Below are 18,330 nucleotides of genomic sequence, written 5' to 3' on the forward strand. Positions count from 1 at the left end.
GGTGTCGCCGAGCCCGCGATGCTGCTATACCCGTCGTTCAAAGCCAATTTTCCGGACAGTCCGCCATGTTGATCGCCAGCCGCAACCGCCTCGCCCGCCTCCACTACGGGCCGAACGGCTTTCGCATCCTGTCGCCCGGCGACCATGTGCTGTGCGCGGTGACCGGGGTGCCGATCGGGCTCGACGAGCTGCGCTACTGGTCGGTTGCGCGGCAGGAGCCCTATGCGACGGCGGCGATTTCGGTGCAGGCGGCGCTCGACCAGCGGGCATGACGCGGGCGAGGCGAGCGATGCGTTACGGCGCGGCGCTGCCGCTGCTGCTCGTCGCGGCGAGCTGCGTGCCGCGCGGCCCCGGCCAGCGAAGCGGCGGCGCCTCCCCCGCCTCCGCCGCCCAAGGCCGAGCCGGTCACCCCGCCCCGGCCGATCGTGGTCGGCCCGATCGCCCCGCTGCGCCGCGACTTCACGCTGCGCGGGCTTGCCGAACAGGGCGCGGCGATGGTCGGGCAGGCGCCGAGCGGCGCCGCCGGCCTGACCCTCGACGGCCAGCCGGTGGCATTGACCGCCGACGGCTGGTTCCTGATCGCCTTCGACCGCGACGCCGGCCCCGAAGCGCGGCTCGTCGCGCGCTTTGCCAATGGGGAAAAGGTCGAGCGCGTGCTGGCGGTCGCGCCGGGCAGCTGGCGGATCGAACATGTCAACGCGCCCTATCGCGGCAGCGCCGCGAGCGATGCCGACTTCGAACGGCGGCGGCCCGCCGAGCTCGCGCAGATCGCCGAGGCGCGCCGGACCGACCATGTTTCGGACGGCTGGCGCCAGAGCTTCATCTGGCCGGTGACCGGGCGGCGGTCGGGCTTCTTCGGGTCGCAGCGCGTCTACCAGGGCAAGCCGGGCAGCTATCACAGCGGCGCCGATATCGCGGTTCCGGCGGGCACGCCCTTCGTCGCGCCCGCCGACGGCGTCGTCGTGCTTGCGGCATCGGCGCCGTTCACGCTCGAAGGCAATCTGCTGATCGTCGACCATGGCATGGGTCTGAACAGCGCCTTTCTCCATTGCCAGCGGCTCGACGTGAAGGCCGGCGACCGCGTCGTCCAGGGGCAGGTGCTGGGGACGGTGGGGCAGACCGGACGGGCGACCGGGCCGCATATGCATTGGGGCATGAAGTGGCGCGATGCCCGGCTCGACCCCGCCAAGCTGGCAGGGCCGATGGGGCGCTGAGGCGCGGGGCGAAATCGTAACCGGCGAAACTTTATATCGTAGCGATGTTGCAGCGCGTCATGGAATTTCATGCCGTCTCGCGGTTGTTGCAAATACGTCACAATGGCCGGTGAAACCGCTGGAAGCCCCGGAAATTCCCTTTACTCCACAGGAAGGAAGGATCATCCCGCACGCTATCGGGGCATCTGTGCGCTGGCGTTCGCCTGCTCAACGGGGTCCGGGTATCTTATCCATCCAGTAGCAAGGGACTGCACTGTGAAGAAAACCCAATATTCGAAGCTGAAACTGGGCGCCGCGCCGCTGGTGCTGAGCGTTGCGCTCGTTTCGGCCCCTGCCTTCGCGCAGGACGCAGAGGAAGGTACGACGACCGAATCCGAAATCGTCGTCACCGGTACGCTGATCCGCAACCCGAACCTCGAACAGTCGACGCCGGTCAACGTGACCACCGCCGACACGATCGAGCTGAAGCAGTCGAACACCGCCGAGGAAGTTCTGCGCGAACTGCCGGGTGTCGTCGCCAACATCGGTTCGGCCGTGAACAACGGCAATGGCGGCGCTTCCTACGTCGACCTTCGCGGTCTCGGCTCGACCCGCAACATCGTCCTGCTGAACGGCAACCGCGTCGCGCCGTCGGACGTCAACGGCCGCGTCGACCTCAACAACATCCCGCTCGCGCTGATCGAGCGCGTCGACGCGCTGACCGGCGCGGCGGTGACCACCTATGGCGCCGACGCGATCACCGGCGTCGTCAACTTCATCACCAAGCGCGATTTCGCCGGTTTCGAGGCCACCGCTTCGGAACAGATCAGCGAACAGGGCGACGGCAACGTCTTCCGCGTCGATGCCACGATCGGCGCCAACTTCGACGACGGCCGCGGCAACGCCGTGCTGAGCATCGGCTATCAGCAGGCCGACGCCATCTATCAGGGCGCGCGTCCCTTCTCGGACAACACGCTCGACAGCTATTCGAACACCTTCCTCGGTTCGGGCACCGCGGTTCCGTCGCGCTTCTCGGGCACCCGTCCGCTGACCGGCGGCGCGCCCAACACCATCGCGCAATATATCCAGACGGGTACCGACGCCGACGGCAATCCGATCCTCGAACTGCGTCCCGGCGGCGCGGCCAACGGCGGCGTGCGCCAGATCGATCCCGTCACCGGCGCGGCGCTGACGCCCTTCTCGACCTTCAACTTCAACCCGGCGAACATCTTCCAGACGCCGTTCGAGCGCTTCAACATCTATGGCCAGGCCAATTATGAAGTGTCCGACGCGGTCGAGGTCTATGCGCGCGGCATGTTCTCGAAGCAGACCGTGTCGACGATCATCGCGGCCTCGGGTTCGTTCGGCGGGACGGTGACGATCAACCTCAACAACCCCTTCCTGCCCGCGGCGCTGCGCAACCAGTTCTGTGCGCTGAACAATGCGCCGCTCGTCAACGGCGTCGATGCCAACGGCGACCCCATTTCGGGTCAGACGGCCTATACGCCGCTCTACACTCCGGCAGAATGCGCCGCGGCCGCAACCGCGACCGGCCCGAGCGACCCGAACTATCGCACGGTCACCACCGCCCTGTCGCGCCGTACTCCGGAAGTCGGACCGCGCATCAGCGACTATCAGACGACCTTCTTCGACTATCGTGTCGGCGCCCGCGGCGGCATCACCGACTCGATCGACTGGAACATCGAGGGCGCCTATGGCGAATCGGAAAATATCCAGACGATCAAGGGCTACACGCTGCAGTCGCGCTTCCGCGAAGCGTCGCTGTCGAATGACGGCGTGACCTGCATCAGCGGCAATCCCGATTGCGTCCCCGTCAACATCTTTGGTCCCGAAGGCTCGATCACGCCCGAAATGGCCAATTACCTCCAGGAAAACAGCACGTCGGTGAACCGCACCTCGCTCGCGCAGGTTCGCGGCATCGTGTCGGGCGACCTCGGCTTCACCTCGCCGGGCGCGGTGCAGCCGATCGGCTTCGCGATCGGCGGCGAATATCGCAAATATCGTGCGCAGCAGGCGTCGGACCTTCTCGCCAAGACGCCGGGCGAGCTCGGCGGTGCCGGCGGTGCGGCTCCGGACATCGACGGCCAGTATGACGTCTACGAAGCCTATGGCGAACTCGTCGCGCCGCTGATCGAGGACAAGCCCTTCTTCGAGAGCCTGACCATCGAAGCCGGTATCCGCTATTCGGACTACAGCATCCGTGGCGGTGGCGGTTACGACACCTGGACCTGGAAAGCCGACGGCAGCTGGGAACCGGGTGCGGGCGTCAAGTTCCGCGGCAACTACAGCCGCGCGGTGCGCGCACCGAACATCGGCGAGCTGTTCACGCCGCAGACGGTCGGCCTGACCAACCTCGGCATCGACCCCTGCGCCGGTGCCGCTCCGGTCGGCAACGCCAACCTCCGCGCGGTCTGTATCGCGCAGGGCGCTCCGGCCGGCACGATCGGTTCGATCCTCAACCCGACGGCGGCCCAGGCCAACATCACCGTTGGCGGCAACCTGAACCTGCAGCCGGAAAAGGCCGACACCTGGACGCTCGGCGTCGTGTGGCAGCCCGAATTCCTGCCGCGCTTCAACCTGTCGCTCGACTATTACAACATCAAGATCAACGACGTTCTCGGCACTCCGCTGCCGGGTGACATCATCGCGGCCTGTTTCGACGGGCTCGATGGGTCGAGCGCGACCGATCCGGCCTGTACCTCGATCCGCCGCAACCCGATCACCGGCGGCCTCGACGGCGACCCGGCGACGACCGGCGGTCTGTTCGGCACCACGAACAACCAGGGCCGGCTGTTCACCGACGGCGTCGACCTGCTGATGAACTGGAACACCGATCTGGGCTTCGCGAGCCTCGACTGGTCGTTCGTCGGCAACTGGACGCACAGCTCGAAGTTCAAGGCGAATGCGGCCGATCCGGCTCGACCTGAACCGCGAATGCGTCGGCTACTACAGCGTGAACTGCTCGTTCACGGGTTCGATCCAGCCCGAGTTCCAGTTCTCGAACCGCTTCACGTTCGGCTTCGATGCCGTCGACGTGTCGCTGCTGTGGCGCTGGGTCGATGGGGTTCAGTTCGAACCGCAGCAGCTGCAGGACGACATTGACGCCGCGATCGACGGTGGTTGCGCCGATCCGACGGGTGCCGATCCCGACGGCTGCGTCGTTGACCCGCAGTTCCGCAAGATCAAGGCGAAGCATTATTTCGACCTGACGACCCGTTTCAACGTCAGCGAGAATCTGGTCTTCACCGCGACCGTGCAGAACCTGCTCGACCAGAAGCCGCCGATCGTCGGCAACTCGATCGGTTCGACCACCTACAACAGCGGCAACACCTTCCCGTCGACCTACGACGCGATTGGTCGCCGTTATGCGGTGTCGGCGAAGCTGCGCTTCTGATCGGCTGCATCGACGCAAGAAATGGGGGGCGGACAGCAATGTCCGCCCCTTTTTCTTTTGGCGATTATATGCTTTGCAAACGCGGGCGGTGGGTCTGGATCGGGGTGGGGAGCGGACTGTGGGCCATAACCCGTTCCCCGGCGAAGGCCGGGGTCCAGAGCGACAGAAAGCCGACGTTGCGCTGTGACGCTCTGGGCCCCGGCCTTCGCCGGGGAACACTTACTTGTCGGAAAGGCATAATCGCCGCTCAAGTCCGGGGTGACGATGCCATAGGTGTCGCGTTTCGCCCATACCGGTCGGCCATCGAATGCGCGGAGGATATGACTATAATACGATGACCCGGCACAGACCTTACCCGATGGTCAGCGCGCGCGGCAGCGTCAGCGGGATGGCCGCCTGGTCCGCCACCGCCTCGGCCCAGCCGACGACCTGGTCGATCTCTTCGCCATAGGCGGCCTGCGCGGCGGCGAGATCGCGCTGCCGTTCGCCGGGCATGAAGGCGGCGCCCGATTTGCTGTTGCGGGTCAGCGCCGGGTGCGCGGCGACGCCGCCGGCCTCGACCGCCAGGCCGAAATGCCGCATCGTCGCCATGACCGCCGCCGCCGGATCGGCGGTCAGCGTCTCGCTGTCGAGCGTCGCGATGCGGCCTGGCGCCCAGGCGGTCAGCGTGGCGAAGGCCTGCTGTTGCGCCAGCCAGCCGACCGCGGCGACCTGCAGGTCCGACTGGCGAAAATAGTCGCGCGCCTCGAACCCCAGCCCGACGAACCCGTCGGCGAGATAGTGTTCGAGCAGTTCGCGGCACCAGAGCCAGCACCACAATCCCTTGCGCGCGACCGACAGCAGAAAGTCGCGGAGCGGCGCATAGAGCAGCAGCGCGCGCGCGTCGGGGCGCAGTAGCAGCGCGCCGCGCGCGAGCGGGTTGAAGATATTGGACGGCTTGACCACCACCGCCTCGCTGGCCTCGAAACCGCGGCCGAGCAGCGCCAGCGCGTCATTCATGACACGCCCATGCGCGCGCGGGTCGGCACCGCGCCGCCGCCAGCCGACCATGTCGTTGAGCAGCACCGGCTCCGAGAGGCTGGTCGCGACGCCCGGCTGGTCGAGGGCCTGCGCCAGCATCGTCGAGGCGCAATAGGCCGAATGGAAGAGGAAATGCAGCGGCGCTCCGCCCGATTGGACCGGCGCGCAATCGGCGCGGCGAAGGACCACGGGCTCGCCCGGCCCGCCCAGATGCTCGTCGGTCAGAAAGGGGATGGCCGCGCGTTCGGCCCGCGCCACGCGGCGGAAATGGAAGGCGTCGTGATCGGGATCGTACCGGTGCGCGAGCCATTCGGCGTCGCGGACGATCGCCGCGCCGGGGGTGCTATCGGGGACGGTCGCGGGGCCGGTCATCGAACGACCTTGCCGATTGCCCCGGCCGATGGCAAGCACGGCCCATGGCCACCACCTCTCCGCCCGTCCCCGCTGTCGAGGCCAACCGCGCCGGTCTGGCCGCGCTCGCGAGCGGCGATGCCGCCGCGGCCGCCGGTCATTTCGCTGCCGCGATCGCCGCCGATCCGCATTCGGGGGCGCTTCAGCGCAATCTCGCCTCGGCCTGGCGGGCGCTTGGCGACGATCTGGCCGAACTTGCCGCGCTCGACGCGGCGCTCGCGATCGACCGGCGCGACCTGATGGCGTGGATCCGCAAGGCCGAACGGCATGAGGCGCGCGGCGAACTCGGCGCCGCGCTCGGCGCGTGGAGCGCCGCCACCGCGCTCGGCGGCCAGCTCGATCCGGTGCCGGCTGCCGCTGGCACCCCTGCTGGCGCAGGGCCGGGCCTTTGTCGCCGGCGCCACCGATACATTGTTCGACGCCGCGACGGCTGCGCTGACGCCGATGCGCGGGTCGATGTCGGAAACCGAAGTCCGGCGCGGCGAAGCCTTTGTCGCCAGCGCGCTCGGCCGCCGCGCCATCTATCGGAACGAGTGCGCCGGCAGCTACTATCCCTTCCTGCCCGCCGACGAGTTTTTCGACCGCCACCATTTCCCGTGGATGGCGAAGATCGAGGCCCGGACCGATGCGATCCGCGCCGAACTGACGGCGCTGCTCGACGATCCGGGCGAGGCGCTGCGCCCCTATGTGCGGATGGAAGCCGGCTCGCCCGATACGATCTGGACGCCGCTCGACAACAAGCTCGACTGGGGCGCCTGTTTCCTGTGGGAATATGGCGAGCCGAACCAGGCGGTGCTCGATTGCTGCCCCGCGACCGCGGCGGCGCTCGCGGAGGTTCCCGGCGCGCATATCCCCGGCCGCGCGCCGAGCGCCTTTTTCTCGCTGCTGCGCCCGCATACCCGCATTCCGCCGCACACCGGGGTGACCAACACGCGCGCGATCGTCCACCTGCCGCTGATCGTGCCGCCGGGCTGCGGCTTTCGCGTCGGGGGCGAGACGCGGATGTGGGAGGAGGGCAAGGCCTTCGCCTTCGACGACACGATCGAGCATGAGGCGTGGAACGACAGCGGCGAGCTGCGCGCGGTGCTGATTTTCGACGTCTGGAACCCGCATCTCAGCCCGCGCGAACAGCAGTTGCTGACGCGCTATTTCGCCGCCGCCGACGCCACCGGATTCGCGATTCCGCGCTGACTCGCCGCTCGTCGGCAAGTGTCGGTCTTTGGCCGAAATTCCGCTTGGCGAAGGGCCTGGCCGCGCCGTATGATGCGGGCCTGATGCCGCCGATGTCATCGGCGCCGAGGAGAATGGAGATGCGTAACTATTGGACCGCGCTCGTGGCCGTGTCGCTGGCCGTCGCGCCCGCCGCCGCCGTGGCCGAAGAGGCCGCCGCCGACCGCGCGCCGCCGGTCAAGGCCCCGTCGGCGATGACCCCGACCGAGATCAAGGCCTATAACGAGGGGCTGGCCCAGACCCATCCCTATTATATCAAATGCCGCAAGACGCTCGAGATCGGCTCGCTGGTGAAGAAGAACCGCGTCTGCCACACCAACGAGCAGTGGAAGGAAGTGTCGGCGAAGGGCAACCAGGACGCCCGCGACACCGCCGAGGCGATGACCAGCAAGGCGGCCGAGCGGTTCGAACTGATCGGAATGGAAGGGAGAGGGTGATGCGCGCCGTTCCTGCCATGATGCTGCTGCTCCTCGCCGGGGCGCCGGTTGCGGCCCTGGCCGACGAGGCGCTTCCGCTGGCGCGCGCGCCGTCGGAGATGACGGGGGCCGAGATCGACGCGCATAATCAGGGTCTCGCCTTTGCCGATCCCGATTACATCAAATGCCGCAAGATCGAGGAAGTCGGCTCGCTGGTGAAGAAGATCCGCGTCTGCAACACCAATGCGCAGTGGCGGAAAATCGCCGACAAGGGCAACCAGGACGCCCGCGATTCGATGGAGACGCTGGCGCGCGGCTGGAGCAATTCGCGCGAACCCGCGGACCAGGTGGTACCGACCAACAACCGCCCTCCATAAGGACCGGCGCCACGATGATCGAAGAAGGGTCGTGACGATGTTGAAGATGATGCTTGCACTGGCGCTCACCGCATCGGCCGCTGTTGCGGCCGGGGCGACCGATGCTGCCGCCGATCGTGCCCCACCGACGCAGATGCCGTCGACGATGACCCCGACCGAGATCAAGGCGTTCAACGAAGGGCTGGCGCCGACCCACCCCTATTATATCAAATGCCGCAAGACGCTCGAGATCGGCTCGCTGGTGAAGAAGAACCGCGTCTGCCACACCAACGAACAATGGAAGTCGGTGTGGGCGAAGGAAAATCAGGACGCCCGCGACACGACCGAGGCGATGACGCGCGCGCCGGTCAACCACAGCAACTAAATAACGCTTGCGCGCAACGCGCGTTCGCCAGCGGACAATCGCCGCGTGCGGGCGCGCCGTTCGTCGAAACCCGATGGCGTTTGGCCGGTCCAGGCTTGCCTTGCAACCGCCGCCCCCCATGCTCGTTCCTGCACCGGGGATCCGCAGAAATAGCGGATAATTAAGGCGTTTTCCCCATTGCGCAACCGGGGTGGGCATGTCGGGAAACCGGCGCGCGCCGCATCGCTGCGCCCGCCCCACGCGACAGGCCCATCGTCATAATAAGGGAGTCTGTCCGTGAACAAATTCGCCGCTTCGGAAAGCCTGCGCCGCGGTGCCGCGCCGCTTGCCATCGCCCTGGCCCTCTCCGCCGCGCCCGCCTTTGCGCAGGAGGTCCCCGCCGACGAGGCCGCGGCCGACGACGGCGCAGCGATCGTCGTGACCGGATCGCGCATCGCGCGTCCCGAGGCCGATTCGCCCAATCCCGTGACCTCGATCAGCAGCGACACGATCCAGCAGTCGGGCCTCACCAACCTCACCGACCTGCTCGTCCAGAACCCGGCGCTGCTCGGGTCGAGCACGACCGCCGACGCGGGCGGGTCGACCGCGCTGTTCGGCGGGGTCGGCGTCAACCTGCTCAACCTGCGCAACCTCGGCACCGAACGCACGCTCGTGCTCGTCAACGGCCGCCGCCATATTTCGGGCATCACCGGCACCGCGTCGGTCGACATCAACACCATCCCCAACGCGCTGATCGACCGCATCGACGTGCTGACCGGCGGCGTCTCGGCGGTCTATGGCGCCGACGGCGTCTCGGGCGTCGTCAACTTCGTGCTCAAGCGCGATTTCGAGGGCATCGACGCGCGCTTCCAGACCGGCATCTCGTCGCGCGGCGATGCGAACAACATCTATGGCTCGCTGACCGTCGGGACCAATTTTTCGGAGGATCGCGGCAATATCGCGCTGTCCTACGAATATAACCGCGACGCGCGGGTCTCCGCCAGCGCGCGCAAGTCGGGGCGCAATCTCGACCTGTTCAGCTTCCGCCGCAACCTCGCCGACTTCCCCGACGATCCGAACATCGTCGACCGCATCCTCTATAACGACATCCGCTATGCCGACAGCTCGCCGGGCGGCGCGGTGGACGTCGATCCGGAACGCCATCGTACCCGATGCGCTGTCGCTCGGAATCTTCGGCGATCCCGGCTTCCTTCCCGATGGCGTTCTCGTCAGCCGCGACAATTTCGATCTGGGCGTGCGCGGCGAATATGCCGAGCGCGACACCTATCGCGGGGTGCTCGGCTTCGACGGGCGGCTGACCGACAATCTCACCTATGAGGTGAGCTATGTCTATGGCCAGACCAGGACCCGGTTTCTCAGCACCAACTACCGCCTGCGCGACCGCTATTTCGCGGCGCTCGACGCCGTCGACGAGGGCGCGTTCAATACCGGCACGCCGAACGGCAATATCGTCTGCCGTTCGTCGCTCGATCCCGACGCGCCGTTCAACGATCCGAACGGCATCATCATCGGGGCCGACACGACGCCGATCACCTTCACGCCGGGGGCGAACAGCGGCTGCGTGCCGCTCAACATCTTCGGCAACGGCGCGCCCAGCCAGGCGGCGCTCGACTGGATCAACGTCGATCTCGAAAACCGGGTGAAGGTGCAGCAGCATGTCGTCAGCGCGTCGGTGTCGGGCGACACCGGCGCGGTGTTCGAACTGCCCGGCGGCCCGGTCGGCTTCGCGTTCGGTGCCGAGTACCGCAAGGAAAAGTCGAATTTCGTCCCCGACCCCTTCCTCGTCCAGGACGCGCTCTCCGACCTCGCGCCGCAATTTCCCGAAAGCGGCAGCTTCGACGTCAAGGAGGTCTTTGCCGAGATCAACATCCCGGTGCTGCGCGACATGCCCTTTGCCGATATCCTGCAGTTCGGGGCGGCGATCCGCCTGTCGGACTATTCGACGATCGGCAGCACGACGACGTGGAAGGTCGACGGCACCTGGGGTCCGGTGCGCGACATCCGCTTCCGCGGCACCTATTCGGAAGCCGTGCGCGCGCCCAACCTGACCGAGCTGTTCGCGCCGCAGAACGGCGCCTTCTCGTTCATCGACGATCCGTGCGATCCGAGCAATCTCGCCGAGGGCACCTCGTTCCGCGTCGCCAACTGCAACGCGATCCTGGCGGGCTTCGGTATCGACCCCGCGACCTTCAACCCGGCGAACGATCCGCAGGCGACAGCGTCGCTGCCGGGCCGCACGATCGGCACCCCCTTCCTCGACGAGGAAACGGCGAAGACGTGGACCGCGGGCGTGGTGTTGCGGCCGAGCTTCATCCCGGGGCTGGTCGCGACGGTCGACTGGTACGACATCAAGATCAGGAATGCGATCACGACCGCGACCGCGCAGGACCTGACCGATGCGTGCGTCGATCAGCCGACGCTCGACAACCAGTTCTGCGACCTCGTCACGCGCGATCCGACCACCGGCTTCGTGTCGGACTATCTGCTGCGGCCGCTCAACGTGTCGCAGTTCGCCACGTCGGGCGCCGACTTCACGATCAACTATGCCTTCAGCCCCAGCGACAGCCTCGGCCGCTTCAACCTGCGACTCGCGGGCGGTTATCTCGACACGCTGACCTTCATCCCGACTCCGGGGGCAGAGGTCGACAACGACCGCACCGAGGCCTTCGCGCCGAAATGGAACGGCACGCTCGACATCACCTGGGTGAAGGACAATTGGTCGCTGAACTATGGCGTCAATTATTTCAGCAAGACGCGGCGCTTCACCACCGAGCAGATCGAGGCGAACCCCGATCTCGTCGATCCGAATTACATCTTCTACCGCGAGAAATGGGAGCATGACGTCCAGCTCGGTTTCAAGACCGACGACGAGCGGTTCCAATTCTATGCCGAGCGTGAACAACATCTTCGGGCGCGACCCCGACGTCGGCGAGCTCAACTATCCGTCGAGCTTCCGCGGGCGTTATGTCTATGCGGGGGTGAAGGTGAATCTGGCGAGCCTGGGGCTGTAAGAAAGCCCCTCCCGGATTGGGGTGGGGTCTTTCGGCCTTGCGCAAGGCCGATGGACCCCACCCGCTGCGGCTAACCGGCAAGCTGGCAAGTCTCGCTACCCTCCCCTGAAGGGGAGGGTACGAGCTTTTACACCGCCGTCAGCTTCAGCGCGCCGTCGCCTTCATCGACCCGGATCGTCGATCCGTCGCGGACCTCGCCCTTCAGGATCAGGTCGGCGAGCGGGTCCTGCAGATATTTCTGCACCGCGCGCTTCAGCGGCCGCGCGCCATAGACGGGGTCGTAACCGACCCGCCCGAGCCACGCGCGCGCCGCATCGGTGAGGTCGAGCGTCACCTTGCGGTCGGTCAGCAGTTTCTGCACCCGCGCGACCTGGATATCGACGATGCCGCCCATATGCTGCTGGCCGAGGCGGTTGAAGAGCACGATCTCGTCGAGCCGGTTCAGGAACTCGGGCCGGAAATGCGCGCGCACCACCTCCATCACCGCGGGCTCGGCCTGTTCGACCGGCGCGTCGTCGGGCAGCGCGGCGATCGCCTGGCTGCCGAGGTTCGAGGTCAGGATGATCAGCGTGTTGGTGAAGTCGACCGTGCGCCCCTGTCCGTCGGTCAGCCGCCCGTCGTCGAGCACCTGCAGCAGGATGTTAAACACGTCGGCATGCGCCTTTTCGACCTCGTCGAACAGCACGACCTGATAGGGGCGCCGCCGCACCGCTTCGGTGAGCGTGCCGCCCTCTTCATAGCCGACATAGCCCGGCGGCGCGCCGACGAGCCGGGCGACGCTGTGCTTCTCCATGAACTCCGACATGTCGATGCGGACCATCGCATTGTCGTCGTCGAACAGGAAGCGCGCGAGCGCCTTGGTCAGCTCGGTCTTGCCGACGCCCGTGGGGCCGAGGAACAGGAAGGACCCCAGCGGCCGGTTCGGGTCCTGGAAGGCCCGCGCGCGCGCGGCGGACGGCGGTCGAGACGGCGCGGACGGCCTCGTCCTGGCCGATCACCCGCTTTTCGAGCGTCGATTCCATCGACAGCAATTTCTCGCGCTCGCCCTCCATCATCCGGTCGACGGGGATGCCGGTCCATTTGCTGACCACCGCGGCGATATCGTCGGCGGTGACTTCCTCGCGCAGCATCGCATTGCCCGTCGCCGCCTGGGCGTCGGCGAGCTGCTTTTCGAGCCCCGGAATGGTGCCGTAGGATAGCTCGCCCGCCTTCGCGAGATCGCCCGCGCGCTGCGCCTGGTCGAGCGCCGAGCGTGCGGCGTCCAGCTCTTCCTTGATCTTCGCCTCGGCGTGGATCTTGTCCTTTTCGCCCTGCCACTTCTGGGTGAGCTCGGCCGACTGCTGTTCGAGGTTGGCGAGTTCGGCGCGCAGCGTCGCGAGCCGGTCTTTCGACGCGGCGTCGCTTTCCTTCGACAGCGCGGCTTCCTCGATCTTCATCTGGATGATGCGGCGGTCGAGGCTCTCGATTTCCTCGGGCTTCGATTCGACCTCCATGCGGATGCGGCTCGCGGCCTCGTCCATCAGGTCGATCGCCTTGTCGGGCAGGAAACGATCGGAGATATAGCGGTTCGACAGCGTCGCCGCGGCGACGATCGCGCCGTCGGTGATCCGCACGCCGTGATGCAGCTCGTACTTCTCCTTGATGCCGCGCAGGATCGAGATCGAATCCTCGACCGTTGGTTCGCCGACGAACACCGGCTGGAACCGCCGCTGGAGCGCGGGGTCCTTTTCGACATGCTTGCGATATTCGTCGAGCGTGGTTGCGCCGATGCAGTGCAATTCGCCGCGCGCGAGCGCCGGCTTCAGCAGGTTCGAGGCGTCCATCGCGCCCTCGGACTTGCCCGCGCCGACCAGCGTGTGCATCTCGTCGATGAACAGGATGATCTCGCCCTCGGCGGCCTTCACATCGTCGAGCACGCCCTTCAGCCGCTCCTCGAACTCGCCGCGATATTTGGCGCCCGCGATCAGCGCGCCCATGTCGAGCGCGAGCAGGTGGCGGTCCTTCAGGCTGTCGGGCACGTCGCCGTTGACGATGCGTAGCGCCAGGCCCTCGGCGATCGCGGTCTTGCCGACGCCGGGCTCGCCGATCAGCACCGGGTTGTTCTTGGTCCGGCGCGCGAGGATCTGCACGGTGCGGCGGATTTCCTCGTCGCGGCCGATGACCGGGTCGAGCTTGCCCTCGCGCGCGACTTCGGTGAGGTCGCGAGCGAATTTCTTCAGCGCGTCATAGCGGTCTTCGGCCGATGCCGTGTCGGCGGTGCGGCCGCCGGTCAGCTTGGCGATGGCGGCGTTCAGCGCGTCGGGCTTGACGCCCGCGTCGGCGAAGACCTTGCCCACCGGCGTGCTCGGCGCGAGTACCATCGCGAGCAGGATATTCTGGACGGCGACGAACTCGCTCCCCGCTTTCGCGGCGACCCGTTCGGCCTGGTCGAGCAGGCGCACGGCGTCATTGTCGAGCCCCGGCGTTGCTTGCGCGCCCGATCCCGACACGGCGGGCACCTTGGCGAGCAGCGCGTCGATGCCCTGCACCGCGCGCGCGGCATCGCCGCCGCTCGCGGCGATCAGGCCGATGGCCATGCCCTGATTGTCTTCGAGCAGCGCCTTGGCGATATGCTCGGGCGAGATCCGCTGATGGTTCATGCGGATCGCGATCGTCTGCGCCGCCTGCAGAAAGCCCTTGGCGCGGTCGGTGAATTTTTCGAGGTTCATTGTGGATAAGCCCCTTTCTCGCCGTCAGAGATAGTGTTGCCATTTTACAACACAAGAGGGCCGCGGCGAATGGAATAAGGCTTCACGCGGAGACGCGGAGGAGAAATATTCGCGCAGAGAACGCAGAGGACGCAGAGAGAAGGAGGAAAGGGCAGCAAAGCTGCCAATATTCTTTCTTTCCCCTTTTCCTCCGCGTCTTTGCGTGAACCAGAATCTCTGCGATCTCTGCGATCTCTGCGATCTCTGCGATCTGTGCGTTCTCTGCGCGAATCCCCTATTCCCCGCCGCGCGCCAACTGGTCAAGCAGGCGCACGCCGAAGCCCGACATGCCCTTGGGCACCAGCGGCGACGCCGTGTCGGCCTGGTTGACCCCGGCGATGTCGAGATGCGCCCAGGGGGTCGCCTCGTCGACGAAATAGCCGATGAAATGCGCGCCGATGCTCGCGCCCGGACCGCCGCCGGGTGCGATGTTGCGCACGTCGGCGATGTCCGATTCGATCTTTTTGGCGTAATTCCTGTGCAACGGCATGCGCCACAATTCCTCGCCGCTCGCCTTGCCCGCCGCCAGCAGCTGCGCCGCCAGCGTCTCGTCGCGCGCGAACAGCCCGGCATATTGGTCGTCGAGCGCGCCGACGATCGCACCGGTCAGCGTCGCGATGTTGACGATCGCGCGCGGCTTGTAGCGGTCGGCGACATATTCATTGGCGTCGGCCAGCACGAGCCGGCCCTCGGCGTCGGCGTTGAGCATCTCGATCGTCTTGCCCGACAGGGTGCGCACGATATCGCCGGGGCGCTGGGCGTTGCCGTCGGGCATATTCTCGGCGAGCGCCGCGACCGCGACGACGTGCACCGGCGCCTGCGATTTGGCGAGCGAGAGCGCCGCGCCCATCGCCGAGGCGGCGCCCGACATATCGCCCTTCATGTCCCACATGCCGGTGCCGGGCTTGAGCGAGATGCCGCCCGAATCGAAGGTGATCCCCTTGCCGACGAAGGCGAGCGGCGCGCCGTCGGCGCCGCCGCCGCGATAGCGCACCGCGAGCAGGCGCGAGCCGCGCGGGCTGCCCTGGCCGACTCCCACGAGCGTGCCCATGCCGAGCCGCCGCATCGCGGCTTCGTCGAGCACCTCGATCGTCACGCCGGGGACGCCGGCAAAGGCCCGGCGCACCTCGGCGACGAAGCTTTCGGGATAGACGACATTGGCGGGTTCACTGGCGAGGTCGCGCGACAGGCGCACGCCGTCGGCGAGCGGGCGCCAGCGCGCCGCGAAGGCCGTCTCCGCCGCGGCGCGGTCGCCGCCGACGATGGTCACCGCGTCGGTCGCGGGCGCCTTGCGGTCGACGGTCTTGTAGCGGTCGAAGCGGTACTGGCCGAGCGCGAAGCCATAGCCCGCCTCGGCGCCCTGCGCGCCGCTGAAGGCGCCGGTCAGCGTCACCGGCTGCGCGTCGGACCTGACCTCCTGCGCCGCCTTGCCGCCCGCTTCGGCGAGCGCGAGCATCGCCGGCGCGGCGCCGGTGCCGACGAGCAGGATGCGGCTGTGCGCCCCGATTCCGCGCAGCGACAGCGTGGCGTTGGCCTTGCCCTCGAATTTCGCATTGGCGATCGCCGCCTCGATCGCCGCGCGCTCGCCCGCGCCGACGCCGACCGCATCGAGCGCCGGCAGCGCCGCATCGGCCATCAGCACGACCAGCACGCCCTTTGCCGGTGCGCTCGCGGCAAAGCCGATCGGGCGTTCGGCGCTGTTGAGGGCGGTGGCGGGCACGACGCCCGAACCGGTGACGGTCTGGGCTGTCGCGGCCGAGCGCGGTCAGCGGAGCAAGCGACAGGCAGGCGGCAAGCAGCAGGCTTTTGCGAGGCATCGAAGCGGAACTCCCTGTTATTCGGCCGGTCTTGGTCCTGTTCCGGGTCTAACAGCTGCGGTCCGCCCCGCAATCTCCACTCGACGAACGACAGCCGCTTGCCATCGGACCCGCGCGCCGTCAGACAGTCGCATTCGCGAGCCGACGCAAAGGGACCAGGATGCTGCGCAAATTGGGAATCGGATTGCTGCTGTTGCTGCTGCTGGCCGGCGTCTCGCTCGCGGTCTGGGAGCCGCTGACCGCCGAAGCGCCCGCGGCGCCCAGCTTCAAGCCCGCCGACGTCCGCATCGCGCGCGACAAGTTCGGCGTCCCCCATATCTTCGGCAAGACCGACGCCGATGTCGCCTATGGCGTCGCCTATGCCCATGCCGAGGATGATTTCGCGACGCTGCAGGAGGTGCTGGCGATGACGCGCGGGCGCGCCGGGGCGATGCTCGGCGCGGACGGCGCGCAGATCGACTATGCGGCGGCCCTGCTCGATATCCGCGCGACGACGGCGCGCGACTGGCCGCGCCTTCCGGCGGATGTGCGGGCGCTGTTCACCGCCTATGCGGCGGGGCTCAACCATTATGCCGACAAGCATCCGGGCGAGGTCCGGCTGTCGAAGCTGTTCCCGGTGACCGGCGAGGATGTCGTCGCGGGCTTCGTGCTGCGCTCGCCCTTCTTCTTCGGGCTCGATTCGACGCTCGGCGCGCTGGTCGAGGACAAGCCGCTGGCGCGCGAGGGCGGGCCCGAACTCGACGCCACGGGCAAGCTGGTCCCGCGCAAGGACACGCCGTTCGGCAGCGATCCCGCCGCCAACGGCTCGAACGCCATGGCGGTCGCGCCGTCGCGCTCGGCCGATGGCGCGACGCGGCTCGTCTCCAACTCGCACCAGCCGTGGACCGGCGGCGTCGCCTGGTACGAGCTGGTGGTGCACAGTCAGGAGGGTTGGGATTTCGCGGGCGCCAATTTTCCCGGCTCGCCCTACCCCTTCCTCGGCCACAATAAATATCTCGGCTGGACCAATACGGTGAACCGGCCCGACCTGATCGACATCTACCGGCTGGTGCTCGACGAAAGCGGCGAGAATTACCGCTTCGACGGCCAGTGGCGCCCGCTCGAGGCGAAGCGCGTGTGGCTCAAGGTCAAATTCGGGCCGTTCGTGCTCCCGATCCCGCGGACCGTCTATCGCTCGGTGCACGGACCGGTGGTCAAGAACGACAGCGGCGCCTTCGCGATCCGCTACGCCGGGATCGACCAGGCGAATATGGTCACCCAATATTACCGGCTGAACAAGGCGAGGAATTTCGCCGAATGGCGCGCCGCGATGGCGGGGCAGGGCGTGCCCGCGACCAATTTCATCTATGCCGATGCGGCGGGCAATATCGGCATGTTCTATAACGCGATGTTCCCCGACCGGCCCGCGGGCTATAATTGGCGCGGCATCCTGCCGGGCGACACCTCGGCCGACCTGTGGACCAAGACGCTGCCGTTCGACCGCGCCCCGGCGCTCGTCAATCCGCGCTCGGGCTATGTGATGAACGCCAACAACACGCCGTGGGTCGCGGCGGGGCCGGGCGACGAACTCGACGCCGCCGCCTTTTCGCCCCTGCTCGGGATCGAGGACGATATCACCAACCGCTCGACGCGGCTGATCGAGCTGTTCGAGGCATCGGGACAGATCGACGCGGCGCGGCTGAAGGCGATCAAATATGACACCGCCTATGCGCGCTCGGGCTATGCCAAGGCGTGGATCGACCGCATCCTGGCGCTCGACCTGAAGGACGATCCCGCACTGGCGCGGGCGCAGACGCTGCTCCGCGCCTGGGACTGGAACCTCGACGGCAAGGGGCAGGGCGACGCGCTGGCGCTGATGCTGCTGCGTCCCGCGAACAGGCAGCATTATCAGCGCACCGCCGACGGCCCCGACCCGCGCGCGACGCTCAAGGAAGCCGCCGATCATCTGACGAAATATTTCGGCACGCTCGATCCCAGGCTCGGCACGGTGCTGCGGCTGCGCCACGGCGAGGGCGACCGCCGCATCGACCTGCCGCTCGACGGCGGCAACGACACGGTGCGCGCCTCGACGCTGTGGGATGCCGAGCCCGACGGCCGCCTGAAGGTGCGCCACGGCGACAGCTTCATCCTGTTCGTGACCTGGACCCGTGACGGCCGCCTGACCTCCGAATCGATCCAGCCCTTCGGATCGGCGACGACGCGCCCCGACAGCCCGCACTACAACGACCAGGCACCGCTGTTCGTGCGGCACCAGCTCAAGCCGGTGCTGTTCGACCCCGCGGCGCTGTGGGCGACCAAGCCGCGCGTCTATCGGCCTTGAACGCGGCGC

At 67.4% G+C, this 18,330-nt stretch carries 12 protein-coding genes and 2 pseudogenes; 10 read left to right on the forward strand and 4 right to left on the reverse strand.

Features of this window, described 5'->3' with window-relative positions:
* The first annotated feature begins 65 nt into the window (after positions 1 to 65).
* From N0A20_RS18310 to N0A20_RS18320, 3 genes and pseudogenes are all read left to right on the forward strand, one after another.
* Positions 66 to 272: a DUF2093 domain-containing protein gene (locus tag N0A20_RS18310; RefSeq protein ID WP_260581724.1), complete on the forward strand. Its 207-nt coding sequence runs from the start codon at positions 66 to 68 to the stop codon at positions 270 to 272.
* Positions 273 to 425: 153 nt separating this feature from the next.
* On the forward strand, positions 426 to 1,214 hold the full coding sequence (locus tag N0A20_RS18315; protein WP_260581725.1) for a M23 family metallopeptidase: 789 nt from the start codon (positions 426 to 428) through the stop codon (positions 1,212 to 1,214).
* Between the two features lie 255 nt (positions 1,215 to 1,469).
* Positions 1,470 to 4,608 (forward strand): annotated as a pseudogene (locus tag N0A20_RS18320) (TonB-dependent receptor domain-containing protein).
* A 351-nt stretch (positions 4,609 to 4,959) separates the two neighbouring features.
* Here N0A20_RS18320 and N0A20_RS18325 read toward each other — a convergent pair.
* Both N0A20_RS18325 and N0A20_RS18330 read right to left on the reverse strand, forming a co-directional pair.
* On the reverse strand, positions 4,960 to 6,000 hold the full coding sequence (locus N0A20_RS18325; RefSeq protein WP_260581726.1) for a hypothetical protein: 1,041 nt from the start codon (positions 5,998 to 6,000) through the stop codon (positions 4,960 to 4,962).
* The gene (locus N0A20_RS18330) at positions 5,997 to 6,308 is read right to left on the reverse strand and encodes a hypothetical protein (protein ID WP_260581727.1); all 312 of its coding nucleotides are present in this window, start codon (positions 6,306 to 6,308) and stop codon (positions 5,997 to 5,999) included. Before N0A20_RS18330 ends, N0A20_RS18325 begins: the two co-directional genes overlap by 4 nt.
* Here N0A20_RS18330 and N0A20_RS18335 point away from each other — a divergent pair.
* From N0A20_RS18335 to N0A20_RS18360, 6 genes are all read left to right on the forward strand, one after another.
* Complete coding sequence (locus tag N0A20_RS18335) at positions 6,307 to 7,230, forward strand: aspartyl/asparaginyl beta-hydroxylase domain-containing protein (RefSeq protein ID WP_312846567.1); 924 nt, start codon at positions 6,307 to 6,309, stop codon at positions 7,228 to 7,230. The genes N0A20_RS18330 and N0A20_RS18335 overlap by 2 nt on opposite strands.
* Positions 7,231 to 7,349: 119 nt before the next feature.
* Positions 7,350 to 7,706, forward strand: a complete 357-nt coding sequence (locus N0A20_RS18340) for a hypothetical protein (RefSeq protein WP_260581728.1) — start codon at positions 7,350 to 7,352, stop codon at positions 7,704 to 7,706.
* Entirely contained in the window at positions 7,706 to 8,062 is a 357-nt protein-coding gene (locus N0A20_RS18345; RefSeq protein WP_260581729.1) for a hypothetical protein, read from the forward strand. The genes N0A20_RS18340 and N0A20_RS18345 overlap by 1 nt, the downstream gene beginning before the upstream one ends.
* A 37-nt stretch (positions 8,063 to 8,099) precedes the next feature.
* Entirely contained in the window at positions 8,100 to 8,426 is a 327-nt protein-coding gene (locus N0A20_RS18350; protein WP_260583952.1) for a hypothetical protein, read from the forward strand.
* A gap of 276 nt (positions 8,427 to 8,702) precedes the next feature.
* The gene (locus tag N0A20_RS18355) at positions 8,703 to 9,743 is read left to right on the forward strand and encodes a TonB-dependent receptor (RefSeq protein ID WP_260581730.1); all 1,041 of its coding nucleotides are present in this window, start codon (positions 8,703 to 8,705) and stop codon (positions 9,741 to 9,743) included.
* On the forward strand, positions 9,700 to 11,511 hold the full coding sequence (locus tag N0A20_RS18360) for a TonB-dependent receptor domain-containing protein (RefSeq protein ID WP_409574803.1): 1,812 nt from the start codon (positions 9,700 to 9,702) through the stop codon (positions 11,509 to 11,511). The genes N0A20_RS18355 and N0A20_RS18360 overlap by 44 nt, the downstream gene beginning before the upstream one ends.
* Before the next feature lie 53 nt (positions 11,512 to 11,564).
* Here N0A20_RS18360 and clpB read toward each other — a convergent pair.
* Together clpB and N0A20_RS18370 are read right to left on the reverse strand one after the other, a co-directional pair.
* Positions 11,565 to 14,145 (reverse strand): annotated as a pseudogene (gene clpB / locus N0A20_RS18365) (ATP-dependent chaperone ClpB).
* A gap of 274 nt (positions 14,146 to 14,419) precedes the next feature.
* Complete coding sequence (locus N0A20_RS18370) at positions 14,420 to 15,904, reverse strand: leucyl aminopeptidase (RefSeq protein ID WP_260581731.1); 1,485 nt, start codon at positions 15,902 to 15,904, stop codon at positions 14,420 to 14,422.
* Between the two features lie 257 nt (positions 15,905 to 16,161).
* Between N0A20_RS18370 and N0A20_RS18375 the strand changes: the two genes are divergently transcribed.
* On the forward strand, positions 16,162 to 18,321 hold the full coding sequence (locus N0A20_RS18375) for an acylase (protein WP_260581732.1): 2,160 nt from the start codon (positions 16,162 to 16,164) through the stop codon (positions 18,319 to 18,321).
* Positions 18,322 to 18,330: the final 9 nt, after the last annotated feature.

It is taken from the genome of Sphingopyxis sp. PET50 (assembly GCF_025244705.1).
Taxonomy (GTDB): Bacteria; Pseudomonadota; Alphaproteobacteria; order Sphingomonadales; family Sphingomonadaceae; genus Sphingopyxis.